This is a genomic window from Pseudarthrobacter oxydans (assembly GCF_013314975.1).
GTDB classification, from domain to species: domain Bacteria; phylum Actinomycetota; class Actinomycetes; order Actinomycetales; family Micrococcaceae; genus Arthrobacter; species Arthrobacter oxydans.
Window position 1 is genome coordinate 188,092 of record NZ_JABTYH010000001.1, and the last position, 23,127, is coordinate 211,218.

Consider the following 23,127-nt stretch of genomic DNA (forward strand, 5'->3'; position numbering starts at 1 on the left):
CGGGTATTGTGACTTTATGAGTTTCAACGACAATGTGCAGCTGGATCCCTCCCAGGTCCAGGACCGCCGCGGCATGGGCCGGGGAGTCAAAGTGGGCGGCGGGATCGGCGGCGGGCTCATCCTGCTCATCGCGGCGCTCCTGGGTGTCAATCCACAGTTGCTGGAGGGACTGGCCGGGGCCGGGCAGGAGCCGCAGAGCCAGGGCACGGCGCCCGCCTGCCAGACAGGAGCAGACGCGGATGCCCGGGTGGACTGCCGCATCACCGGCACCGTCAACAGCCTGAACGCCTTCTGGCCCGCCTACCTGCAGCAGTACAACGTCCAGTACCCGCAGCCGGAGACGGTCATCTTCGAGCAGGGTGTCAGCACCGGCTGCGGCACGGCCTCCAGTGCTGTTGGCCCCTTCTACTGCCCCACCGACACCACGGCCTACTTTGACCCCGGGTTCTTCCAGGAGCTGGTGGACAGGTTCGGCTCCTCGGGTGGACCCCTGGCGCAGGAGTATGTGGTGGCCCACGAGTTCGGGCACCACATCCAGAACGTGCTGGGAACGCTCGACCAGGCCCAGCAGGATCCGCAGGGACCTGAATCCGGAGCCGTGCGCGTGGAGCTGCAGGCCGACTGCTACGCGGGCCTCTGGGCCAAGCACGCATCAACCCAGCCGGGGCCCGATGGCCAGCCGTTCCTTGAACCCCTCACCCAGCAGGACCTGAACGACGCCCTGTCCGCCGCCTCCGCTGTTGGTGACGACCGGATCCAGGAAGCGGCCACCGGGCGGGTCTCCCCCGAGGCGTGGACCCACGGCTCCAGCGAACAGCGCCAGCGCTGGTTCTATAAGGGCTACGAGACCGGCGACATCAACCAGTGCGACACGTTCTCCGCGCCCACCCTGTAACCCCAGAGAACGACGACGGCCGGTCACCTTCGCGATGAAGGTAACCGGCCGTCGTCGTACCTGGGCCCACGCTACCGAGGGGCCCCCAATCGAGCTTGCGAGATTGGGGAGGTAGTGGGGAGGTTCCCCAACTAAGCGAAGCGAGGTTAGGGAGGCGGTGGGGATCTAGATGTTGAAGCCGAGGGCCCGCATCTGGTCCTTGCCGTCGTCGGTGATCCGTTCCGGACCCCATGGCGGCATCCAGACCCAGTTCAGGCGCCAGTCGTCTACAACGCCGTCCAGGGCCTTGCCCACCTGCTCCTCGAGCACGTCGGTGAGCGGGCAGGCAGCGGTGGTCAGCGTCATGTCGATCAGCAGTGCGCCGTCGTCGTCCGAGTACTTCAGGCCGTACAGCAGGCCCAGGTCAACGATGTTGACGCCGAGTTCGGGGTCGATGACATCCTTCAGCGCCTCCTCGACGTCCTCAAGGCTCGTACGTGCCGCGTTGATTTCGGTCATGGCGAAAGTCCTTACTAGGCCTGCGCCACAGCGGGTGCAGCGGCTGCGCCGGCACCCTTGGCGTAGCGGTCGTAGCCTTCTTCTTCGAGGCGGTCGGCGAGCTCCGGGCCGCCTTCCTCAACAACCTGGCCGTCCACGAACACGTGCACGAAGTCAGGCTTGATGTAGCGCAGGATGCGGGTGTAGTGCGTGATGAGAAGGGTGCCCATCTTGCCTTCGGCATGCGCGCGGTTGACGCCCTCGGAAACAACCTTGAGCGCGTCAACGTCCAGGCCGGAGTCGGTCTCGTCCAGGATGGCGAACTTGGGCTTGAAGAGTTCCAGCTGGAGGATTTCCACCCGCTTCTTCTCACCGCCGGAGAAGCCCTCGTTGACGTTGCGCTGGGCGAAGTCGGCATCGATGCGCAGCTGCTCCATGGCAGCCTTGACGTCCTTGGTCCAGGTGCGGAGCTTGGGGGCTTCGCCGTCGATGGCGGTCTTGGCGGTGCGCAGGAAGTTGGTCATGCTCACGCCGGGGACCTCCACCGGGTACTGCATGGCAAGGAAGACGCCGGCGCGGGCACGCTCGTCAACGCTCATTTCCAGGACGTCTTCGCCGTCGAGGGTGATGGAGCCGCTGGTGACGTTGTAGCGCGGGTGGCCGGCAATGGTGGAGGCCAGGGTGGACTTGCCGGAACCGTTGGGGCCCATGATGGCGTGGGTTTCGCCGGTCCGGATGGTCAGGCTGACGCCCTTCAGGATTTCCTTGGTGCCCTGCTCCGTCTCAATGCTGACGTGCAGGTCCTTGATCTCAAGAGTAGACATGTGTCTTGTTCTCCTCTGCACCGGGCCTGGGCGGCGGCGGTGCGGTCTCTGTCTGGAAGTTGGTTCGTAATTCTGTGGTGCTAGCTGAAGTTGGGAGCCTCGGCGCCGTTGAGGACATTGGTGACGTCCACATAGACTTCGTCCCCGACGATCTCGACGGCGAACACCGGGACCGGATCGTAGGCCGGGAGCTGCAGCGGTTCGCCGCTGCGCAGGTCGAACTGTGAGCCGTGGCCCCAGCACTCGATGGCGCAGCCCTCCACCTCGCCCTCGGACAGCGAAATGTCCGCGTGCGAGCAGGTGTCGCCGATCGCGTGGATCTCCCCCATGGAGTCCTTGACGATCGCCACGGGGTAGTCATCAATCAGGATCCGCAGCGCCTGCTTCAGCTGGATTTCATCCGCCTTGCAGACAAGCTCGCCCTTTGGCTGGTCAGTCATCTGTAACCGTGCTCCGTGCCTTCTAGTTGTCCGTGAGAGCGAGTTCGTGCTCAACAGCCTCGGTCAGCCGCTCCTCGATGGAGGGGACCTTGATCTGCTGGATGATCTCGTTCAGGAAGCCGCGGACCACCAGGCGGCGGGCGACATCCTCAGGGATGCCGCGTGCCATGAGGTAGAACAGGTGCTCGTCATCCATCCGGCCGGTGGCGCTGGCGTGGCCCGCACCCTCGATCAGCCCGGTCTCGATTTCGAGGTTGGGCACGGAGTCGGCACGGGCGCCGTCCGTCAGCAGCAGGTTGCGGTTGGCCTCGTAGGTATCGGTGCCTTCTGCTTCCTTGCGGATCAGGACGTCGCCAACCCACACTGCGTGGGCGTTGCGGCCCTGCAGTGCACCCTTGTAGAGCACGTTGGACTTGCAGTTGGCCACGGCGTGGTCAACGAACAGGCGCTGCTCCAGGTGCTGCCCGGCGTCGGCGAAGTACAGGCCGAACATTTCAGCCTCGCCGCCGGGGGCGGTGAAACGGGCCGACGGCGTGACGCGGACCAGGTCGCCGCCAAGGCTCACCATGACGTGCTTGAGCTTGGCGTCTCGGCCGATCTTCGCCTGCTGGGAGGAGGCGTGGACGGCGTCGTCGTTCCATTCCTGGAGCGTGATGACCGTCAGGCTGGCGCCGTCTTCCACGATGATCTCGACGTTTTCGGAGACGATGGCGGATCCCCGGTGGTTCAGGACAACAACTGCCTTGGAGAACTTCTCCGCAACAATCACCAGGTGCTGGGCAGCCGGGTCCAGTGAGGTGCCTTCAATGTCGACGCTGACTTCCGTGAGCGCTTCGAATTCGGAAGGGATGGTCACCACGGTGGCACCGGCGAAGTTCTCCCAGGCGTTGGCGGAGACGCGGTCCTCGGGGATACCCGCGGTGCCGATGCGGCGGTCGTCGCGGCCGACGCTCTCCACGGTGATTTCCTCCGGGCCGGTGACGACGACGGTGGGTGCCGTGCCGGACAGGACCTCCGAGTGCAGCCCGCGGAGGCGCTTGAGCGGGGTGAACCGCCAGTCTTCCTCCATGCCGGTGAGCGGCTTGAAGTCGGCGAGGCTGTAGGACGTCAGGCGGCCGGCACGTGAGCTGTCCGGAACACCGACGCCGCCACCATGGGAGTGGCTTTTCGCCGCAGCGCCGGCCAGCGGGGCCTTGGAGCCTGCCGCGTTGATGGGCGAGAGGCTTTCGCCTTCTTCGGTGAAGCCGTCTATGAACGGCTGGGCTGAAGGCGCGCCGATGCGTGCCTTTTCAGTAGTGATTTCAGTCATCGTTATCCGACGGACCCTTCCATCTGCAGTTCAATCAGGCGGTTCAGCTCAAGTGCGTACTCCATGGGGAGTTCGCGGGCAATCGGCTCGATGAAGCCGCGGACGATCATCGCCATGGCCTCGTCTTCGCGCATGCCGCGGGACATCAGGTAAAAGAGCTGCTCTTCGCTGACCCGGGAAACAGTTGCCTCGTGGCCCATGACAACGTCATCCTCGCGGATGTCGATGTACGGGTAGGTGTCCGAGCGGCTGATCGTGTCAACGAGCAGCGCGTCGCAGCGGACGGTGTTGGCCGAGTGCTTGGCGCCCTCACGGACCTGCACCAGGCCGCGGTAGGCCGCACGTCCGCCACCACGGGCCACGGACTTGGAAATGATGGAGCTCTTGGTGTTGGGCGCGATGTGCACCATCTTCGAGCCGGTGTCCTGGTGCTGGCCTTCGCCGGCGAACGCGATGGACAGCGTCTCGCCCTTGGCGTGCTCGCCCACGAGGTAGACGGCAGGGTACTTCATGGTGACCTTGGAGCCGATGTTGCCGTCGACCCATTCCATGGTGGCGCCTTCTTCGCAGATGGCACGCTTGGTCACCAGGTTGTACACGTTGTTGGACCAGTTCTGGATGGTGGTGTAGCGGACGCGGGCGCCCTTCTTCACGATGATCTCCACCACGGCGGAGTGCAGCGAGTCCGAGGTGTAGATCGGCGCGGTGCAGCCCTCGATGTAGTGGACGTAGGAGTCCTCGTCCGCGATGATCAGGGTCCGCTCGAACTGGCCCATGTTTTCCGTGTTGATGCGGAAGTATGCCTGCAGCGGGATGTCCACGTGGACGCCCTTGGGGACGTAGACGAAGGAGCCACCGGACCAGACGGAGGTGTTCAGCGACGCGAACTTGTTGTCGCCCACGGGGATGACCGTGCCGAAGTACTCCTGGAAGATCTCAGGGTGTTCCTTGAGCGCGGTGTCGGTGTCCAGGAAGATGACACCCTGCCGCTCAAGGTCCTCGCGCAGCTGGTGGTAGACAACCTCGGACTCGTACTGGGCGGCGACGCCGGACACCAGGCGCTGCTTTTCAGCTTCGGGGATGCCCAGCTTGTCGTAGGTGTTCTTGATGTCCTCGGGCAGGTCTTCCCACGTGGCAGCCTGCTTCTCCGTGGAGCGTACGAAGTACTTGATGTTGTCGAAGTCGATGCCGGAAAGGTCCGCACCCCAGGTGGGCATGGGCTTGCGGTCGAAGTACTTCAGGCCTTTGAGGCGGAGGTCAAGCATCCACTCGGGCTCGCTCTTCTTGGCCGAGATGTCCCGGACCACTTCTTCGTTGAGCCCACGGCGTGCGTTGGCGCCGGCGTCGTTCTTGTCGGCCCAGCCGTACTCGTAGTTGCCGATGCCGTGAAGCTCGGGATTCTTCTCGAGAATCTCCGAGATCACAGTGTTTTCGGCTACTGCTTTCTCTGATAGTTGGTCCGTCATCACGGCCTTTCTTGCTGATGGTTGTTTACTTCAGTCAGGCTGGCGGGGGCTGCCGGGGGCGTTGGGGGGCCCCCGGCAGGCAGCCGGCCTGTGGGTATGTGGGTGGTGCAGACGTGGCCGCCGCGGGCCAGGGTGGAAAGCCGGCGCACGTCAACGCCCACCAGCCGGGAGAAGACTTCGGTTTCCACGTCGCAGAATACGGGGAAGCGGGCGGCAAGCTGCTGGATGGGGCAGTGGCCCTGGCAGAGCTGGACGCTGGAAAGGGCGGCGGGCAGCGGAGCCTTGGCTTCGATGGAGGCGGCCGAGGCCACGAAGTTGTCGCGGGTCAGGGCGTCCGCCAGGGCCTTGGCGCGGTCGGTGATGTCCGGGCCGGCTTGGTCGATTTCCGGGGCGTAGCGGCGTTCCATCTCGGCGAAACGCTCGACGGCGAAGGCCCGGACAGCGTCCGGCCCGGCAACCTTCTGGAGCTGCTGGAGGGCGAGGGCGGCGATGTCCAGGTAGTCGTTGCCGAGGCTCGACTGGCCCTGGGAGCTGAGCACGTAGCGGCGTGCCGGGCGGCCTGCGCCGCTGCCGGATTTTGCCACCCGCTTGACCTCGATGACGCCGGCCCGGGACAGATGGTCCAGGTGCCTGCGGACGGCGGCCGGGGTGAATCCCAGGAGGTCGCCCAGTTCGGCGGCGCTGACGGGCCCGTGTTCCAGGACGGCCGCGAGGACGCGGTCGCGCGTGCGCTCGTCGGCGTCAGCTACCGGCCCGGCGGGCAGGGCGCCGCGTTCCGCTGTAACAGCGGAGGCCCCGTGCCGGGCAACAGGCACAGCAGTAGCGTTGGTCATGGAATACACAACACAATAGTGTCGTAATTTAGTCCCGCATTCCAGTAAGGCGAGGCTGGCCTGTGCTGAACCCCACCTCTGGAGTTTTCGTCCACGTATGCAGACTTCACCGGCCGCGCACCCTGCGCACCTGGACGAAAACCCCGGATGCCGGCCGAAGTCCCGGAGGACCGCCGGTAATACTACTTCCCGTAGAATACTGGGGTGCGATCGCCCCTGTCCCCCGTTCTGTCCATCAACGGGCTTGTTAAAGATGTAGGCCCGCTTTCCAGCATGGACGGAAGAATGCTCCGGGTGGTGAGCGGCGTCTCACTTTCCGCCGAGCGCGGGCAGGTCACAGCCCTGCTGGGTGCCAACGGCGCCGGTAAAACCACCACCCTGGAATGCGCCCAGGGCCTTCAGAAGCGCAGCGGCGGGAGCATCTCGCTGCTCGGCCAGGACCCCGCAACGGCCGGGGCGGAACTGCGCTCCCGCGTAGGCGTGATGCTCCAGGACGGCGGCCTCCCGCCGTCGGCCAGGCCTGTCCCCCTGCTGCGGCACATTGCCGGCCTCTACGCCCACCCGTGGCCCGTGGACGACCTCATCCAAAGGCTCGGCATCGACACCTTCAGCCGGACCACCGTCCGCCGGCTTTCAGGCGGGCAAAAGCAACGCCTGGCCCTCGCGGCCGCCCTGGTCGGAAGGCCGGAGGTCCTCTTCCTCGACGAACCCAGCGCAGGACTGGATCCGCAGTCCCGCCAACTGGTGTTCGAGCTGATCGGCGAGCTGCGCGATGCGGGAATGGGCATCATCCTCACCACGCACCTGATGGATGACGCCCAGCGGCTGGCTGACTACGTCTACATCATTGACGGCGGCCGCAATGTCGCCGAAGGAACAGTCCAGGAACTGCTGCAGCGCGGACCCGCCGTCGACGCCGGCGCTGACCACGTGCGCACCCTCACCTTCGACGCGAAGCCGGGACTGGACCTGTCCGGCGTACTGCCCGCCGACGTCGTGGTCCTGGAGGAGCGGGCCGGAAGCTACACCGCCACGGGAACCCTGACTCCCCGGCACCTTGCCATGCTCGCCGAATGGTGGGCAGCGCACGACGTCATGCCCGCCGCCATGTCATTGCAGGCGCGTAGCCTTGAAGACGTCTTTCTGGACATCTCGGGAAAGGACATCCGATGAACCCGACCCCCGCGGGCACCGCTCCCGCTGCAGGGGCCGGTGCACCCGCCCGGCAGCAGCCCGCATCCCTGCTCCGCCGCATCCTGCTCCAGGGCAAATACGAGGCGCTGGCGATGCTCCGGAACGGCGAGCAGCTGATCCTCGCGGTGGTCCTGCCGCTGCTGGCGCTTGTTGGCCTGACGGTGACCCCGTTCCTGGACGGCCTGGGGCCGAGCCGAATCGACGTGGCGGTCCCGGGGATCCTGGCCCTCTGCGCCATGTCCACAGCCTTCACGGGCCAGGGCATCGCCACGGGATTCGACCGCCGGTACGGTGTGCTGCGTTTCCTGTCCACGACTCCCCTGGGCCGGGGCGGGCTGATCGCCGGCAAGGTGCTTTCCGTGCTGGCGGTGCTCTGCCTGCAGGTTGCCGTGGTGGCAGCGGTCGGGCTTAGCCTCGGATGGCAGCCGACGGCGGCCGGCTGGGTTCCCGGGCTGTTCCTCCTCGCGCTGGGCGCGGCGGCCTTCACCGCCCTGGGGCTGCTGGTGGCCGGAACCGTGCGTCCCGAAGCAACCCTGGCCATCACCAACCTGCTCTGGATCCTCCTGGGGGCCCTTGGCGGGATCGTCATTCCTGCGGAACGGCTGCCCGCGGCGGCCCAGCAGATCGTTGGACTCCTGCCCTCGGGCGCACTCGGCGAAGCGCTGCGGGACGCCTTCCTGCACGGTGCGTTGAATGGCGCCGCCTCCCTCATACTGGTGCTCTGGACAGTTACTGCCGGGGCCGCAGCAATCCGTTGGTTCAAGTGGAATTGAGATACTCGTGAGCACCGCCTTCCGCCTTCCCCAGTTCGCCGGCCGCCTCGCATCACGGCTGCCCCGCACCGTGGATGCAAGTGTCCGGCGCCTCGCCGTGGCCTCCCTGATCGGGCAGACCCTGCTGGTGCTGACCGGTGGAGCCGTCCGGCTGACCTCCTCCGGCCTGGGCTGCCCCACCTGGCCCCGCTGCACGGACACGTCCCTGGTGAACACGCCCGAGATGGGCATCCACGGGTTCATCGAGTTCGGCAACCGGCTCCTGACCTTCGCCCTGGCGGCCGTCGCCGCGCTGATGCTGGTGTACCTGTGGAACCTCCGCAAGGAACGCCGCGACCTCTTCCTGCTGGCGCTGGGCCTGCTGGCCAGCATCCCCGCCCAGGCCGTGATCGGCGGCATCACCGTCCTCACCAACCTCAACCCCTGGGTGGTGGGCCTCCACTTCCTGGTTTCCATGGCACTGGTGGTGCTTGCCACGCTGCTGGTCAACCGTGCGTTCGGCCGGACCGGCCGGTTCCGCACTGTTCCCCTCGCCGCCCTGCCGGGGGTCATGCGTCCCGTGACGGCCGCCGTCGCGCTTTTTTCCGCCGTCGCCGTCATGCTGGGTGTGGTGGTCACCGGAGCCGGTCCGCACGCCGGAGACGCCGATGCACCGCGCAACGGGCTGGACTGGGACCTGTTCTCGCACATCCACGCCGTCCCGGCCTACCTGGTGACCGCGGGAACCCTGGTGGCGCTCGCGCTGGTGCTGCTGCGGCGGATCACTGGCCCCATCCGCACGGCGGTCCTCGGCCTCCTTGGCGTTACCCTGCTCCAGGCCGTCATCGGATTCACCCAGTACTACAACGGCATCCCGGCCCTGCTGGTGGCCGCCCACATGCTCGGCGCCGCCATGCTCATGGGCGCTGCGACCAACGCCTGGGACCTCGCCAAGTCAAGCCCCGTGGCCTGACCCTGTAAGCCTGGCAAGGGCGCCCCGGTTCGTGAACCGGGGCGCCCTTTTTCGTGCCTGTCGACGCTGCGGTTAACGCGCCGGTGCGTGGGCGGCGGACATCTCCGCAGCCTGTTCCGGGTCCAGGAACTCAATGCCCGCCTGGCGCACAAGCACCACCCGGGCGGTGGCGATGTCGTAAAAAAGGCCCGTCGCCTGGACACGCCCGTCGGCCAGGGCGGGACCTGCCACCGGGTGGCTTTCCAGCTTGGCGAGCTGGACGGCGACGTTCACCATGCCCAGCTGGTCCAGCCTGCCATATCCAGCGGCAGCCGCGCTGGCGGCCACCGGATGGTCCGCCAGCAGTTCGAGGTAGCTGGGGCGGGCGTGCTCCAGCCAGGCGTCAAAACCGGTTCCAAGGCCGGGGTTGCCCGCACCTTCGGCATCGGCAATGACGGCCTTCATGGCTCCGCAGTTCGAATGCCCGCAGATCACGATCGAGTCCACTTCCAGGCCCTTCAGGGCAAAGGAGAGGGCCGAGTCGATCGAGGCGTCCTGGCCGTCGTGGCACACTACGTTGCCGATGTTCCGCAACGTCAGCAGGTCACCGGGGCCGCTGCTGGTGATCAGGTTGGGGTTCACGCGCGAGTCCACGCAGGCCACGAACAGGGTGTCCGGATTCTGCCCTTCCGCCAGGTCCTGCACCAGCGGGCGGACCTTGTCAGCGAAGCGGCGGTGGTACTTGTTGATGCCCAGCAGGACCGGTGATGGCGGCAGCGCGCCCTGTCCTTCATTTCCCTCCGCCAGTTCGTCCGGAGCGGGCTGCCACGAGGTCCTTGGCGGGAGCGGAAGCTCCTGCGCTTCCTGGCGCTTTGGTGCCTGGTCCGCCGCGGCCTGGAACAGTGTGTTCCCGTGATGTTCAAGGAGGACAGTACCGCCGGCGGCCTGGTACTGCTGCTGCCAGGCGAGCAGGGCCTCGCGGAACGCATGGTCCACGTAATCCGCGTTGAGCTCCACAAGCACGTGCTCGCCGGCCGGGACCGAGTGCAGCACGCGGTTGAGCCGCGGCAGGGCGAAGAAGCTGCACGAACCGTCGATGGTGATGCGCCAGGACCTGGACGGCGGAACAGGCGCCTGGGCGTGGACTGTTGCCCGCAACACGCGCCACAGCACACTGGCCGCCGCGAGGGCCAGGCCGATCATGACGCCTTCCAGCAGGTTCAGGAACACCACGCACAGCAGGGTCACGGCATAGATCAGCAGGTCACCGGTCCGGAGGCTGGTGCGGATATCCGCCACCTTGATCAGGCGGGCTCCGATGACCACCAGGAGTCCGGCGAGGACGGACAGCGGGATCAGCTGGATCAGCCCTGCGAAGAGTGCGGAGAAGGCAAGGACCCAAACACCGTGCAGGACGGCGGAGGCCCGGGTCGCGGCGCCGGCCTCCACGTTGGTGGCGCTGCGCACGATCACCCCGGTGACGGGCAGCCCGCCCAGCGATCCTGAAACGATATTGGCGGCCCCCTGCCCCACCAGCTCGCGGTTCAGGTTGGTCCGGGGGCCGTGCTGCATTTTGTCCACGGCGACGGCGGACAGGAGGGACTCGATACTGGCGATCAGCGCCATCGTCAGGACGGCGAAGGCTGCTGCCCGCCAGTTGCCGTCGGGCAGCTGCGGCAACGCGACGGCGTCCAGGATCGATCCGGTGAAGGAGATGCGTTCAACCGCAGGGGCGAACGCCACAGACAGTGCCGTGCCGGCAGCGACGGCGGCCAGCGGCCCCGGGACCCGGCGCACTGCGGCGGGCAGGTACTTCCAGCCGAGGAGGATAGCGACGACGGTAAGGCCCAGGAGGGCGGCGTGCAGTTCGACGCCGGTGATGGCGGCGGGCAGGGCACTGAGGTTCTCAAGGGCCGACCCCGCCGGCTGCGATCCGAGCAGGACGTGGACCTGCTGCAGGATGATGGTCACCCCGATGCCGGCCAGCATGGCCTTGACCACCACCGGCGAGACGGCAAGCGCGGCACGCCCCACGCGGCTGATGCCCAGCAGCAGCTGGACGACGCCGGCTGCCGCGGTGATGGCGCAGGTCACCTGCCAGCCGAACTCCTGGACAATGCCGGCGACGACGACGGTCAGGCCGGCGGCCGGGCCGCTCACCTGCAGCGGCGACCCGCCCAGGCTCCCTGCCACAATGCCGCCGACTGCGGCAGCGATAAGGCCGGCCATGACGGGCGCGCCGGACGCCGCGGCGATTCCCAACGACAGTGGCAGGGCAACGAGGAACACCACCAGCGAAGCAGGCACGTCGGCCGCAAGATGGGCCAGGAATACCGGGCGGCGGAACCCGTACCGGCTATTGGTGCCGGCCGGCGGCGGGCTGTGGTTTGAGGCAACAGCAGGGGCGGGGTGCGGCGGTTGTGCCATGGAACTTCCTTTGCTTGGGAACAGGAGCAGTTCCACCGTAACCACACGGTCACGAGCCGTGACAGGCTAAAGTGACCAACATGACAGTGCTGTCATACATATGACGGCGCCTGCTTCCCCCTGCCCCGGCGTTAAGTCCTGGTCAAAGAAAAACCTCCCCCGGCCGCGGCCGGGAGAGGTTTAGAGGTTTAGAGGACTGTGGAGTCAGCCTGCCATGACGGCGGGGCCGATGAACGGGTCCACGGCCAAGGCGATAAACAGGAGGGTGAGGTAGCTGATGGAACCGTGGAAGACCTTCATTGCCCGCTTGTCCGAGATATCCTCACGCTGCGCCCTGTTATAGAGCGCGTGTGACTCGTAGAGGAACCACGCGCCCGCCAGGACGGCAGTGACGGTATAGACCCATCCGGCTCCGCCGGCAGGAACCATGAGCAAAGAGCAGGCCACCATGGCCCAGGCGTAGAGGACCACCTGCACCGAAACCACCTTGGCACCGGCGATGGCGCCGAGCATGGGGACCTTGGCGTTGCGGTAGTCCTCGCCGTAGCGCATGGACAGCGGCCAGTAGTGCGGGGGCGTCCAGAGGAAAATCACCATGAAGAGAATGACGGCCGGCCATTCCACCGAGTTGGTGACCGCCGCCCAGGCAATCAGCACGGGGAAGCAGCCCGCTGCCCCGCCCCACACAATGTTCTGCGCAGTCCGGCGCTTGAGGATGATCGTATAGATCACCACGTAGAAGAAGATGGCGCCCAGCCCGAGCCAGGCGGACAGAGGGTTCGCACCGAACCACAGGATCGCGATGGCGGCAGCACCCAGGAGCCACGAGAAGATCAGTGCCTCTCGCGGCGTGACCTCACCGGTGACCAGGGGGCGGTTCTCGGTGCGGTGCATCAGTTTGTCGATGTCGCGGTCAATGTAGCAGTTGAAGGCTCCGGCGCTGCCGGCCGCGAAGGCGCCGCCCACGAGCGTGGCGAGAATGAGCCCGATGGAGGGAAACCCGCGCTCTGCGTAGATCATGGTGGGCAGCGTGCTGACCAGGAGCAGCTCAATGACCCGGGGCTTGGTGAGGGCGAGATACGCCTTTGCTTTACGGGCGATCCCGGGCCGCGAAGCCCGTGATGCGTTCAGCGTCGTATCTGTTGTGCTCACGGTGGCAGTCACCCGTTCTGTTGGCAGTTCTGTCTGGCTGTCCAGCTTGGTCGTCCGGCCCCGCCCCAAAACCGGGCGCCCGCGGAACAGTGATCCACGCAACAGCGGGAGTCCGGGCGGCTGGCACGTGTCCCCCAGCCCGGCGCTGGCCTCCGAATATCATACCGCGCCGGCCTCCCCGCCACGGCCGGTCGGCCGGGGCGGCGATCAGCGCCCGCCAGGGCTTCTGTTGGTGCTGGTGATCGCTCGCGCGCCAATTCGAGCAGATTAACTCAACCTCACTTCAGACGCATTCACATAAGCGGAAATTGCGTCCAAAACGTGAGATTTGGGCCGCCCGGAGAATGGAATAGAGCTAAGCTGTCACCAGATCAGCACGCAGCAAGGAAGCGGTGGAAAACGCATTCCCAACTGCCAGTGGCTGAGTGAAAGATCAACGTTTCGATGGTGAACGGCTGGTACACACCGCAGCGGGCGCCACACAGCGTGCCTTCATGCGGATCCGGTGTGCCACCTGCCATCAGCACAGAGAGGGGCCCGGTTTTCGTGCCACATTTGGAAGAGCAAGAACTGTCCTGGACTAGCCTGGACCAGCGTGCGGTGGACACTGTCCGCGTGCTGGCCGCGGACGCGGTGGAGAAGGTTGGCAACGGCCACCCCGGCACGGCCATGAGCCTGGCACCGGCCGCGTACCTTCTTTTCCAGAAGCTGATGCGCCATGACCCCCGGAACCCCGACTGGCTGGGCCGTGACCGCTTCATCCTGTCTCCGGGCCACACGTCCCTCACGCTCTACATCCAGCTGTTCCTGTCCGGCTACGGCCTGGAACTGAAGGACCTTGAGGCCCTGCGCACCTGGGGATCACTGACCCCCGGCCACCCCGAGTACAAGCACACCGCCGGCGTCGAGATCACCACTGGCCCGCTGGGCCAGGGCCTTGCTTCGTCTGTCGGGTTCGCCTACTCGCAGCGCCGGATGCGCGGGCTGTTCGACGCCGATGCTGCCGCGGGCGAGAGCCCCTTCGACCACACCATCTGGGTCATCGCGTCCGACGGCGACCTCCAGGAAGGCGTCACGGCAGAGGCTTCCTCGCTCGCCGGCCACCAGGAGCTCGGCAACCTCGTAGTGGTTTACGACGAGAACCACATCTCCATCGAGGACGACACCGACATCGCCTTCACCGAGGATGTCCTGAAGCGCTACGAGGCCTACGGCTGGCACGTCCAGCGCGTCGACTGGACCAAGACCGGCGAATACAAGGAAGACGTCCAGGAGCTCTACTCGGCACTCCTTGCAGCCAAGGCTGAGACGTCCAAGCCCTCCATCGTCTCGCTGCGCACCATCATCGGCTACCCGGCGCCCAAGAAGCAGAACACCGGCAAGATCCACGGTTCCGCCCTTGGTGCAGAGGAAGTGGCAGCCCTTAAGGAGGTCCTCGGCTTCGACCCCGCCAAGTCCTTCGATGTCGACCAGGACGTCCTTGCCCACGCCCGTGCCGTGGTGGACCGGGGTGCCGCTGCCCGCAAGGAATGGGAAGAGTCCTTCAACGCCTGGCAGGCTGCCAACCCCGCAGGCGCCGAGCTGCTGCAGCGCATCGAGGCCAAGGAACTTCCCGACGGCGTCGACGCAGCCCTTCCGGTCTTCCCGGCCGGCAAGGACGTCTCCACCCGCGCGGCCTCCGGCAAGGTCCTGAACGCACTGGGCCCCGTCCTCCCCGAACTTTGGGGCGGTTCCGCTGACCTTGCGGAGTCGAACAACACCACCATCGAGGGCTCGCCGTCGTTCGTTCCTGCCTCCAAGCAGACCGACGCCTGGTCCGGCAACCCGTACGGACGCGTGCTGCACTTCGGCATCCGCGAGCACGCCGCGGCGTCGATTGTGAACGGCATCAGCCTCCACGGACGGACCCGCGCATTCTCCGGCACGTTCCTGATCTTCAGCGACTACCAGCGCCCCGCCATCCGCCTGGGCGCCCTGATGGGTGTTCCGTCCCTGTACGTCTGGACACACGACTCCATCGGCCTCGGCGAAGACGGCCCCACCCACCAGCCGGTGGAACAGCTCGCTTCCCTGCGTGCCATCGTGGGCCTGGACGTTGTCCGTCCCGGTGATGCCAATGAGGTAGCCGTCGCCTGGAAGACCATGCTGGAGAACCACAGCAACCCCGCCGGCATCGTGCTGACCCGCCAGAACATCCCCACCTGGGAGCGCGGTGACGGCGCGGCCGACGGCGACACGTTCGGTTCCGTCGCCGGCGTCGCCAGGGGCGGCTACGTCCTTGCCGAAGCATCCAAGGACGGCGCCACCGTCCCCGCCGACGTCATCCTCATCGGCACCGGCTCCGAAGTGCAGCTGGCCGTCCAGGCCCGCGAGGCCCTGCAGGCCGAAGGCATCGCCGCCCGCGTTGTCTCCATGCCCTGCGTCGAATGGTTCAACAAGCAGGACGCCGCCTACCGCGAATCCGTGCTGCCCGCCGCCGTCAAGGCCCGCGTATCCGTCGAAGCAGGACTCGCCCTCGGCTGGAAGGAATTCGTCGGCGACGCCGGCCGTTCCATCAGCCTGGAGCACTACGGCGCTTCCGCGGACTACAAGCGCCTCTTCCAGGAGTTCGGCATCACCGCAGAGGCCGTCGCCGCCGCCGCCAAGGACTCCCTCGCAGGCCTCCAGGCCTAACCAACGATTTCCAGGAGATACAGAACAATGACTACTCCCACCCAGCAACTCTCAGACGCCGGAGTTTCCATCTGGCTTGATGACCTTTCCCGCGGACGCCTGGACACCGGCACCCTGGCGAAGCTCATCGAGGAAAAGAACGTGGTTGGCGTAACCACCAACCCGTCCATCTTCCACGCCGCGATCACGGCAGGCACCGACTACGACGCCACCATCGCCAAGCAGGCAGCAGCCGGCGCCAGCGTCGAGGACACCATCTTCGAGATCACCACCACCGACGTCGCGGACGCCTGCGACCTCTTCGCGCCGGTGGCTGCGGCCACCAAGGGCGTAGACGGACGAGTCTCCATCGAGGTGGACCCCCGCCTGGCCTGGGACACGGCAGGCACCATCGCCGAAGCCAAGCACCTGTACAAGCGGGTCAACAAGGACAACGTCCTCATCAAGATCCCGGCGACCCTCGAGGGCCTTGAAGCCATCACCGCCACCCTGGCCGAGGGCATCAGCGTCAACGTGACCCTGATCTTCTCCCTGGAGCGCTACCGCGCCGTCATCAACGCCTTCCAGTCCGGCCTGGAGCAGGCGAAGGAAAACGGCCACGATCTTTCCAGGATCCAATCCGTGGCCTCGTTCTTCGTCTCCCGCGTGGACTCCGAGATCGACAAGCGCCTTGACGCCATCGGCACCGAGGAAGCCAAGGCACTCAAGGGCAAGGCCGGCCTGGCCAACGCCCGCCTGGCATACCAGGTCTACGAGGAACTGTTCGCCACCGAACGCTGGGCGCTGCTGGCCGAAGCCGGCGCACTCCCCCAGCGTCCGCTGTGGGCTTCCACCGGCGTGAAGGACCCGGCCTACCCGGACACCCTCTACGTCACCGAACTCGTTGCCCCGGGCGTCGTGAACACCATGCCCGAGAAGACCCTGGACGCCACCTTCGACCACGGCGTGGTCACCGGGGACACTGTCACCGGCACCTACGCCGAAGCCAACGCCACCCTCGACGCGCTGGAGAAGCTCGGCATCTCCTACAACGACGTCGTGGCACTCCTCGAATCCGAAGGCCTGGACAAGTTCGTGGCCAGCTGGAAGGAACTGCTGGCCGACGTCGAAGGCGCACTCGCCGCTGCACGGAAGGCTTCCTGACCCACATGACCACTCTCAGCTACGACGCCACCGGTGCCGCACAGCAGGCATTGGAACAGCACCTCCCCGTCCTCGTGGAGGAACGCATCGCCACCCGCATCTTCGCCAAGGACCACACCCTGTGGGGTCCCGATGCGGAAGCCGAGTCGGCAATCCGCCTCGGCTGGGTGGAGGCGGCCACCGTCTCCCAGCCGCTGGTCAAGGACATCCTGGAACTCCGCGACGCCCTGACGTCGGAAGGCGTCACCCGCATTGTGCTGTGCGGCATGGGCGGCTCCTCGCTGGCTCCAGAGGTTATTGCCGGCACCGCCGGCGTCGAGCTGACAGTGCTGGACAGCACGGACCCCGACCAGGTCCGTGCAGCCCTCGCCGACCGGCTGGACGAGACCGCGATCGTGGTCTCGTCCAAGTCCGGTTCAACCGTTGAAACGGATTCCCAGCGGCGGGTCTTCGAGAAGGCGTTCAACGACGCCGGCATCGACGCCGCCAGCCGCATCATCATCGTCACCGATCCCGGTTCCCCGCTGGACAAGGCCTCCCGGGACGCCGGTTACCGTGCCGTGTTCAACGCCGACCCCAACGTGGGCGGACGCTTCTCGGCGCTGACCGCATTCGGTCTTGTGCCCTCCGGCCTGGCCGGTGTGGACATCCAGGCTTTCCTGGATGAAGCCGAGGAAGCAGCGGAGATCCTCAACGATGATGCGCCGGAAAACATCGGCCTGGCACTCGGAACCGCCCTTGGCGGAACCAGCCCCCTCCGGAACAAGATCGTCATTGCCGAGGACGGCTCCGGCATTGTGGGCTTCGCCGACTGGGCCGAGCAGCTGATCGCCGAGTCCACCGGCAAGCTGGGCACCGGCGTGCTTCCCGTGGTTGCCGGGCCCGGCTCGCCCGAGGTCACCGGCGGCGCGCCGGACGTCCTGGTGGTGCGGCTGGTAGCAGCCGATGCCGACGTCGAACTTGGTGAGAACGAGGTTGCCATCGCCGGCGGACTGCCCACCCAGATGATGGTCTGGGAGTTCGCTACTGCCGTGGCCGGACGCCTGCTGGGCATCAACCCGTTCGACCAGCCCGATGTGGAGGCCGCCAAGGTGGCTGCGCGCGGCCTGCTGGACGCCCAGCCCGAGCCAACTCCTGCAGCGTTTGTTGACGGAGCCATCGAAGTCCGCGGCGGCGACTGGCTCGGAGATGCCCGCACCGCCGGCGACGCCGTGAAGGCGCTGCTGGACACCCTGGAGAACGACAGCTACCTCAGCGTCCAGGCCTACTTCGACCGGCTGGCATTTGCTCAGCTCGAGGGCATCCGCGATGAGCTTGCCGCCGTCTCCGGCCGTCCCGTGACGTTCGGCTGGGGCCCCCGCTTCCTCCACTCCACCGGCCAGTTCCACAAGGGCGGCCCGGCAATCGGAGTGTTCCTCCAGGTCACGGCTGCTTCCTCGGAGGACCTCGCCATCCCGGACCGTCCCTTCACGTTCGGTGAACTGATCGCCGCGCAGGCTGCCGGCGACGCGCAGGTCCTGTCCGACCATGGACGTCCCGTGCTTCGCCTGCACCTCACTGACCGGGCTGCCGGTGTGGCACAGTTGCAGGACATTATTGCTGCGCTGTCCGCCAGGTCAGCCTCCGTTACTGAAAGCTAAGGCACGAAAAGCACCATGCCAGAAACTGAATACGGCAGGAAGTCTGCTGGCCGTGGGCGGAATCCGCTCCGCGACCCGCGTGACCGCCGCCTGAACCGGATCGCCGGTCCGTCGTCGCTGGTCCTCTTCGGAGTGACCGGTGACCTTGCCCGCAAGAAACTCATGCCCGCCGTGTATGACCTCGCCAACCGTGGCCTGCTGCCCCCCAGCTTTGCCCTGGTGGGTTTTGCCCGGCGGCAGTGGGACAAGGAGGACTTCGCCGCCGAGGTGAAGGCCTCGGTGCAGGCTTACGCCCGCACCCCCTTTGATGAGGCAGTGTGGAACCAGCTCTCCGAGGGCATCAGGTTCGTGCAGGGAGAGTTCGACGACGACGACGCCTTCGAGCGGTTGGGTGAAGTCATCGATGAGCTTGATGAGCTGCGCGGCACCCGCGGGAACCACGCGTTCTATTTGTCGATCCCGCCCAAGGCCTTCGAGCAGGTCTGCCGGCAGCTGTCCAAGCACGGCCTGGCACAGGCTGAGGGTGACAAGTGGCGCCGCGTGGTGATCGAGAAGCCGTTCGGGCACGACCTTGAGTCCGCCCGGCAGCTTAATGACATCGTTGAATCGGTGTTCCCGCCGGACGCGGTGTTCCGGATCGACCACTACCTGGGCAAGGAGACGGTCCAGAACATTCTGGCGCTGCGTTTCGCGAACCAGCTGTTCGAGCCGTTGTGGAACGCGAACTACGTGGACCACGTGCAGATCACCATGGCCGAGGACATCGGCACGGGCGGCCGCGCCGGGTATTACGACGGCGTGGGCGCGGCCCGCGACGTGATCCAGAACCACCTGCTCCAGCTGCTGGCCCTGACGGCGATGGAGGAGCCCATCTCCTTCAACGCCGACGACCTGCGCGCGGAGAAGGAAAAGGTCCTTGCCGCCGTAAAGCTCCCTGATGACCTTTCCACGCACTCGGCGCGCGGGCAGTTCACCGGAGGCTGGCAGGGTGGCGAACAGGTCCAGGGCTACCTGGAGGAGGAAGGCATTCCTGCCGATTCCACCACCGAGACCTTTGCCGCTATCCGGGTGGACATCCACACCCGCCGCTGGTCCGGGGTCCCGTTCTACCTGCGCGCAGGCAAGCGCCTGGGCCGCCGCGTGACGGAAATCGCCGTCGTGTTCAAGCGGGCGCCCAACCTGTTGTTCCGCGACCACGCCGAGGACGACTTTGGCCAGAACGCCGTGGTGATCCGCGTCCAGCCGGACGAGGGCGTCACCATCCGGTTCGGGTCCAAGGTCCCGGGCACGCAGATGGAAGTCCGGGACGTGACCATGGACTTCGGCTACGGGCACTCGTTCACCGAGTCCAGCCCCGAGGCGTACGAACGGTTGATCCTGGACGTGCTCCTGGGCGAACCGCCGCTGTTCCCGCGGCACGAGGAAGTGGAGCTGTCCTGGAAGATCCTGGACCCGTTCGAGGAATACTGGGCCCAGCTGAACGAACAGCCCGAACCCTATGCCCCGGGCAGCTGGGGCCCCGCCTCGGCTGACGAGCTGCTGGCCCGCGACGGACGAACCTGGAGAAGGCCATGATTGTAGACCTGCCGGACACCACCACCTCAGCCGTTTCCAAGAAGATCATGTCCCTGCGTGAGCAGGGCGGCGTGATTGCCCTGGGCCGGGTGCTCACCCTGGTGGTGGTCACCAAGTCCGGGCTTGAGGAAGAGGCCATCGAGGCCGCCAACGAGGCCAGCCGGGAACACCCCTGCCGGATTATTGTCCTGGCTGACGCCGGAGCTACGGCACCGGACCGCCTGGACGCGCAGATCCGTGTGGGCGGGGACGCCGGTGCCTCCGAGGTGATCGTACTGCGCGGCTACGGGCAGCTCTCGCACGAGAGCGAGTCCCTGGTGGCCGCGCTGCTGCTCCCGGACGCACCGATCGTGGCCTGGTGGCCGCACGGTGCTCCGGAGAATGCCTGCGAAACCTCCATCGGACGAATTGCCCACCGCCGCATCACCGACTCCGCGAACGAGCCTGATCCGCAGCGCGCCCTGGAGAACATCCGGTCCACCTACAAGGCCGGGGACACGGACCTCGCCTGGACGCGCCTGACCAACTGGCGGATCCAGCTTGCCGCGGTCCTGGACCAGGTGGACTCCTCCCCCGTGACGTCAGTCGCCGTGGAGGGTGCCTCTGATTCCCCGAGCACCATCCTCCTCGCGGCCTGGCTGACGCTCACCCTGGACGCGCCGGTGACCATCGTTGCCGACCCGGCAGGCACGGGCATCCGGCGCGTGCGGCTGACGCGGCCCGGCGGGGACATCCAGCTCTTCCGGCCCGGGTTGTCCGTGGCCGAGCTGACCCAGCCCGGCCAGCCGGCGCAGCGGATTTCGCTTCCGCGCCGCAGCCTGCGGGACTGCCTCGCGGAGGAGCTCCGCCGACTGGACCCCGACGAGGTGTTTGGGGAAGTGATTACTATTGGACTGCCACGTACAAATCTAAGGAGCGTCCGACCCAGTGAGCGTTGACCCAAGAGTAAGCATTCATCCTGATTCGTCCGTCCTGATGGCCGCCATTGCCGCCCGCCTGATCACCAAGCTTGTTGATGTGCAGGATAAGTTCGGCGAGGCAACCGTGGTGCTGACCGGCGGAACCGTGGGCATCGGCACGCTCAAGGCGGTTGCGGATTCTCCGGCGGCTCCGGCCGTCGACTGGTCAAAGGTGAATTTCTGGTGGGGCGACGAACGCTTCCTTCCCGCCGGGGACCCGGACCGGAACACCACCCAGGCGTTCGAGGCGCTGCTCTCCCACATACCCGTGGATCCTGAGCGGATCCACGAGCCCGGATCCGCGGACGATTTCGGCGGCCCGGAAGAAGCGGCCGACGACTACGCCCGGAGGCTTCGGGAGGCTGCGGCAGCCGAGCACGCCTCGGACATGTCGGACGACCGGCCCGAAGAACCCGCTGCCCTCCCCCGGCTGGACGTTGTCCTGCTGGGCGTGGGCCCGGACGCGCATATCGCATCGCTGTTCCCTGAGCAGGCGGGTGTTCGTGAAAAGGAACGCACGGTGGTGGGTGTCCGGAATTCACCCAAGCCGCCGCCGCTGCGGGTGTCCCTGACGCTGCCGGCCATCAATACCGCTTCTGAGGTGTGGATGGTGGTGGCAGGAGAGGACAAGGCCGGTGCGGTAGGGCTGGCCCTGGCGGGCGCCAACCCGGTACAGGTCCCGGCAGCAGGACCGCGGGGTACGTCCCGGACCCTGTGGCTTATTGACGAGAACGCCGCGTCACGTGTCCCGCAGCAGCTCGTCCGCAAGGACGCCGCGGGCGCGTAGTTTTTCCAGCGCTCCGGCCAGGACGTCTTCGGCGTCCTGGCCGGAGCGCCGTTCTTTAACGTATTCGAGGTGTGTCTTGTAGCCGTCGTCCATGGCATCCGCTGCCGCCGCTGCCTGCCCGTCCCGTGATGCTGCGGCACCACAGCGCCTGCAGTCCCACACCAGCGGAATCTGGTCCTCCGGTAGCTTGACGAAGACCGGCCTTGTCTCGTGCCCCTTGGCGCACCAATAAGAGACTTGGATACGGGGCAGCGCCTTGCCGTGATCCTCGGACTCGAAGCTGAAACCCGTCCCTTCCGTGACGCCCGCGCGGGTGCCGCGGAAGCCTGATGCCGGATGAATCATCGGGGACTCCTGCCTGCTTAAACAAAAACTGTGGCTGTCGGGAACCGACAGCCACAGTTTAGTTCTCTGATCCGCGCGGCGGCAGTGCCCGCGCGGTCCCTTTTCCCGGGTCAGGGGTCAGGAGTCGCCTCCGCCGCTGAAGCGCATGATCAGGCCCAAGGCGATGATGACCATTCCCCAAGTGACGCCGAGGACGACAGTGAACCTGTTCAGGTTGCGTTCGGCCACGCCGGAGGAGCTGAGGCCGGAGCTCATGCCGCCGCCGAACATGTCCGACATCCCGCCGCCCCGTCCCTTGTGGAGGAGGATGAGCAGCGTCAGCAGGAGGCTGGTGATGCCCAGGAGGATCTGCAGAATGACATGAAGAACGTCCACGACGGCCTTTCAGGAAGTTGGAATTGCGGGAGTGTGCGCGGCGGGACGGACTAGTCCGTCACCAGGTGACTCTCGAACCTGACAATACTAGCAAACTCAGCCGGATCGAGGCTCGCCCCGCCCACCAGCAGGCCGTCAACGTCGCGTTCCCTGAGGATCGCGGCCGCGTTGTTGGCCTTGACCGAGCCGCCGTAGAGCAGGCGGGTCTTCGCGGCTGTTTCCGCTCCGAACAGCTGCCCGAGCTCGGCGCGGATTGCCGCGCACATTTCCTGCGCGTCTTCCGGGCCGGCCACTTCACCGGTGCCGATGGCCCAGACGGGTTCGTACGCGACGACGAGCTCAGCGGCCTGGTCGGCGGTCAGCCCGGCCACGCCGGCACGCAACTGCTCCAGGGTGTGGTTGACGTGGGTGCCCGCCTGGCGGATCTCCAGGCCTTCGCCGACGCAGAGCACCGGCGTGACGCCGTGCTTGAAGGCGGCCTTGACCTTGGCGTTGAGGACGTCGTCGGATTCGTTGTGGATGGTGCGGCGTTCGCTGTGGCCCACCAGGACGTACTTGCAGCCGAGCTTGTTCAGGAACTGGCCGGAGATGTCGCCGGTGTAGGCGCCGGAGTCGAACTGTGAGAGGTCCTGTCCGCCGTAGGCGATGTCCAGGTCGTCTCCCTGGACAAGGGTCTGGACGCCGCGGAGATCCGTGAACGGCGGGAAGACGGCAACCTCGACCCGGCTGTAGTCGTGCTTGGCGTCGGAAAGGGTCCAGGCAAGTTTCTGCAGCAGGGTGATGCCCTGCACGTGGTCCATGTTCATCTTCCAGTTGCCCGCGATGAATGGCTTGCGGTCGAAAGCGCCGTTCGTTGACGTTGTCACGTGTTCTCCAAAAGTTCTTGATAAGTGTTCGGCCGGCAGGCTG

21 protein-coding genes are annotated in these 23,127 nt (G+C 66.4%); 10 read left to right on the forward strand and 11 right to left on the reverse strand.

Translation table 11 applies throughout. The features are described from left to right. The first annotated feature begins 16 nt into the window (after window positions 1-16). Window positions 17-895, forward strand: coding sequence for a KPN_02809 family neutral zinc metallopeptidase (ypfJ, locus tag HTS88_RS00875; RefSeq protein WP_174174553.1), 879 nt, complete (start codon window positions 17-19; stop codon window positions 893-895). Between the two features lie 165 nt (window positions 896-1,060). Here the strand turns inward: ypfJ and HTS88_RS00880 are convergent, their stop codons facing one another. The 6 genes from HTS88_RS00880 to HTS88_RS00905 form a co-directional block, all read right to left on the reverse strand. Continuing rightward, entirely contained in the window at window positions 1,061-1,393 is a 333-nt protein-coding gene (locus tag HTS88_RS00880) for a metal-sulfur cluster assembly factor (RefSeq protein ID WP_066275677.1), read from the reverse strand. Window positions 1,394-1,407: 14 nt separating this feature from the next. After that, window positions 1,408-2,196, reverse strand: coding sequence for a Fe-S cluster assembly ATPase SufC (gene sufC, locus HTS88_RS00885; RefSeq protein ID WP_066275675.1), 789 nt, complete (start codon window positions 2,194-2,196; stop codon window positions 1,408-1,410). 80 nt (window positions 2,197-2,276) lie between these two features. After that, entirely contained in the window at window positions 2,277-2,636 is a 360-nt protein-coding gene (locus tag HTS88_RS00890) for a non-heme iron oxygenase ferredoxin subunit (protein WP_104187267.1), read from the reverse strand. Window positions 2,637-2,658: 22 nt separating this feature from the next. Further along, window positions 2,659-3,945, reverse strand: a complete 1,287-nt coding sequence (gene sufD, locus HTS88_RS00895; protein WP_174174556.1) for a Fe-S cluster assembly protein SufD — start codon at window positions 3,943-3,945, stop codon at window positions 2,659-2,661. 2 nt (window positions 3,946-3,947) lie between these two features. Continuing rightward, window positions 3,948-5,411 (reverse strand): Fe-S cluster assembly protein SufB, encoded by a 1,464-nt coding sequence (gene sufB / locus HTS88_RS00900; RefSeq protein WP_104187272.1) that lies wholly within the window; start codon window positions 5,409-5,411, stop codon window positions 3,948-3,950. Next, the gene (locus tag HTS88_RS00905; protein WP_397424891.1) at window positions 5,411-6,253 is read right to left on the reverse strand and encodes a helix-turn-helix transcriptional regulator; all 843 of its coding nucleotides are present in this window, start codon (window positions 6,251-6,253) and stop codon (window positions 5,411-5,413) included. The genes sufB and HTS88_RS00905 overlap by 1 nt, the downstream gene beginning before the upstream one ends. A gap of 195 nt (window positions 6,254-6,448) precedes the next feature. Here HTS88_RS00905 and HTS88_RS00910 point away from each other — a divergent pair, with 195 nt between their 5' ends. From HTS88_RS00910 to HTS88_RS00920, 3 genes are read left to right on the forward strand one after another with little or no spacing between them, the layout of a single operon-like run. Then, complete coding sequence (locus HTS88_RS00910; RefSeq protein ID WP_174174558.1) at window positions 6,449-7,417, forward strand: ABC transporter ATP-binding protein; 969 nt, start codon at window positions 6,449-6,451, stop codon at window positions 7,415-7,417. Continuing rightward, window positions 7,414-8,211, forward strand: coding sequence for an ABC transporter permease (locus HTS88_RS00915; RefSeq protein ID WP_174174560.1), 798 nt, complete (start codon window positions 7,414-7,416; stop codon window positions 8,209-8,211). The genes HTS88_RS00910 and HTS88_RS00915 overlap by 4 nt, the downstream gene beginning before the upstream one ends. A 7-nt stretch (window positions 8,212-8,218) precedes the next feature. Then, window positions 8,219-9,163, forward strand: a complete 945-nt coding sequence (locus HTS88_RS00920) for a COX15/CtaA family protein (RefSeq protein WP_174174562.1) — start codon at window positions 8,219-8,221, stop codon at window positions 9,161-9,163. A gap of 72 nt (window positions 9,164-9,235) precedes the next feature. Here the strand turns inward: HTS88_RS00920 and HTS88_RS00925 are convergent, their stop codons facing one another. Beyond that, complete coding sequence (locus HTS88_RS00925; protein ID WP_174174564.1) at window positions 9,236-11,569, reverse strand: SulP family inorganic anion transporter; 2,334 nt, start codon at window positions 11,567-11,569, stop codon at window positions 9,236-9,238. 204 nt (window positions 11,570-11,773) lie between these two features. Further along, entirely contained in the window at window positions 11,774-12,733 is a 960-nt protein-coding gene (locus tag HTS88_RS00930) for a heme o synthase (RefSeq protein WP_174174566.1), read from the reverse strand. Window positions 12,734-13,276: 543 nt separating this feature from the next. Here HTS88_RS00930 and tkt point away from each other — a divergent pair. Genes tkt through pgl form a run of 6 tightly spaced genes read left to right on the forward strand, consistent with a single transcriptional unit; the run spans window position 13,277 to window position 21,498 of the window. Beyond that, complete coding sequence (gene tkt, locus HTS88_RS00935) at window positions 13,277-15,394, forward strand: transketolase (protein WP_174174793.1); 2,118 nt, start codon at window positions 13,277-13,279, stop codon at window positions 15,392-15,394. A 27-nt stretch (window positions 15,395-15,421) separates the two neighbouring features. Next, window positions 15,422-16,537, forward strand: coding sequence for a transaldolase (gene tal, locus HTS88_RS00940; RefSeq protein WP_174174568.1), 1,116 nt, complete (start codon window positions 15,422-15,424; stop codon window positions 16,535-16,537). Between the two features lie 5 nt (window positions 16,538-16,542). Next, the gene (locus tag HTS88_RS00945; protein ID WP_174174570.1) at window positions 16,543-18,177 is read left to right on the forward strand and encodes a glucose-6-phosphate isomerase; all 1,635 of its coding nucleotides are present in this window, start codon (window positions 16,543-16,545) and stop codon (window positions 18,175-18,177) included. A 15-nt stretch (window positions 18,178-18,192) separates the two neighbouring features. Further along, window positions 18,193-19,752 carry a glucose-6-phosphate dehydrogenase gene (gene zwf, locus HTS88_RS00950; protein ID WP_174174572.1) on the forward strand — a complete coding sequence of 520 codons (1,560 nt, stop codon included), beginning with the start codon at window positions 18,193-18,195 and terminating at the stop codon, window positions 19,750-19,752. Then, entirely contained in the window at window positions 19,749-20,690 is a 942-nt protein-coding gene (locus tag HTS88_RS00955) for a glucose-6-phosphate dehydrogenase assembly protein OpcA (RefSeq protein ID WP_174174574.1), read from the forward strand. The genes zwf and HTS88_RS00955 overlap by 4 nt, the downstream gene beginning before the upstream one ends. Then, entirely contained in the window at window positions 20,680-21,498 is an 819-nt protein-coding gene (gene pgl, locus HTS88_RS00960; protein WP_174174577.1) for a 6-phosphogluconolactonase, read from the forward strand. Before HTS88_RS00955 ends, pgl begins: the two co-directional genes overlap by 11 nt. Here the strand turns inward: pgl and HTS88_RS00965 are convergent. The 3 genes from HTS88_RS00965 to tpiA all read right to left on the reverse strand — a co-directional run bounded on the left by HTS88_RS00965 (window position 21,451) and on the right by tpiA (window position 23,084). Continuing rightward, window positions 21,451-21,843: an RNA polymerase-binding protein RbpA gene (locus HTS88_RS00965; RefSeq protein WP_174174579.1), complete on the reverse strand. Its 393-nt coding sequence runs from the start codon at window positions 21,841-21,843 to the stop codon at window positions 21,451-21,453. The two genes, pgl and HTS88_RS00965, sit on opposite strands and share 48 nt — an antisense overlap. A gap of 117 nt (window positions 21,844-21,960) precedes the next feature. Beyond that, the gene (gene secG / locus HTS88_RS00970) at window positions 21,961-22,218 is read right to left on the reverse strand and encodes a preprotein translocase subunit SecG (RefSeq protein WP_066275628.1); all 258 of its coding nucleotides are present in this window, start codon (window positions 22,216-22,218) and stop codon (window positions 21,961-21,963) included. A gap of 50 nt (window positions 22,219-22,268) precedes the next feature. Beyond that, complete coding sequence (tpiA, locus tag HTS88_RS00975) at window positions 22,269-23,084, reverse strand: triose-phosphate isomerase (RefSeq protein WP_174174582.1); 816 nt, start codon at window positions 23,082-23,084, stop codon at window positions 22,269-22,271. Between the last annotated feature and the right edge of the window lie 43 nt (window positions 23,085-23,127).

What these genes read in the sequence shown, in the direction of transcription:
- ypfJ (WP_174174553.1), top strand. Translation starts at nt 17, where the DNA reads ATGAGTTTCAACGACAATGTGCAGCTGGATCCCTCCCAGGTCCAGGAC.
- HTS88_RS00880 (WP_066275677.1), bottom strand. Translation starts at nt 1,393, where the DNA reads ATGACCGAAATCAACGCGGCACGTACGAGCCTTGAGGACGTCGAGGAG.
- sufC (WP_066275675.1), bottom strand. Translation starts at nt 2,196, where the DNA reads ATGTCTACTCTTGAGATCAAGGACCTGCACGTCAGCATTGAGACGGAG.
- HTS88_RS00890 (WP_104187267.1), bottom strand. Translation starts at nt 2,636, where the DNA reads ATGACTGACCAGCCAAAGGGCGAGCTTGTCTGCAAGGCGGATGAAATC.
- sufD (WP_174174556.1), bottom strand. Translation starts at nt 3,945, where the DNA reads ATGACTGAAATCACTACTGAAAAGGCACGCATCGGCGCGCCTTCAGCC.
- sufB (WP_104187272.1), bottom strand. Translation starts at nt 5,411, where the DNA reads ATGACGGACCAACTATCAGAGAAAGCAGTAGCCGAAAACACTGTGATC.
- HTS88_RS00915 (WP_174174560.1), top strand. Translation starts at nt 7,414, where the DNA reads ATGAACCCGACCCCCGCGGGCACCGCTCCCGCTGCAGGGGCCGGTGCA.
- HTS88_RS00925 (WP_174174564.1), bottom strand. Translation starts at nt 11,569, where the DNA reads ATGGCACAACCGCCGCACCCCGCCCCTGCTGTTGCCTCAAACCACAGC.
- tal (WP_174174568.1), top strand. Translation starts at nt 15,422, where the DNA reads ATGACTACTCCCACCCAGCAACTCTCAGACGCCGGAGTTTCCATCTGG.
- HTS88_RS00945 (WP_174174570.1), top strand. Translation starts at nt 16,543, where the DNA reads ATGACCACTCTCAGCTACGACGCCACCGGTGCCGCACAGCAGGCATTG.
- zwf (WP_174174572.1), top strand. Translation starts at nt 18,193, where the DNA reads ATGCCAGAAACTGAATACGGCAGGAAGTCTGCTGGCCGTGGGCGGAAT.
- HTS88_RS00955 (WP_174174574.1), top strand. Translation starts at nt 19,749, where the DNA reads ATGATTGTAGACCTGCCGGACACCACCACCTCAGCCGTTTCCAAGAAG.
- HTS88_RS00965 (WP_174174579.1), bottom strand. Translation starts at nt 21,843, where the DNA reads ATGATTCATCCGGCATCAGGCTTCCGCGGCACCCGCGCGGGCGTCACG.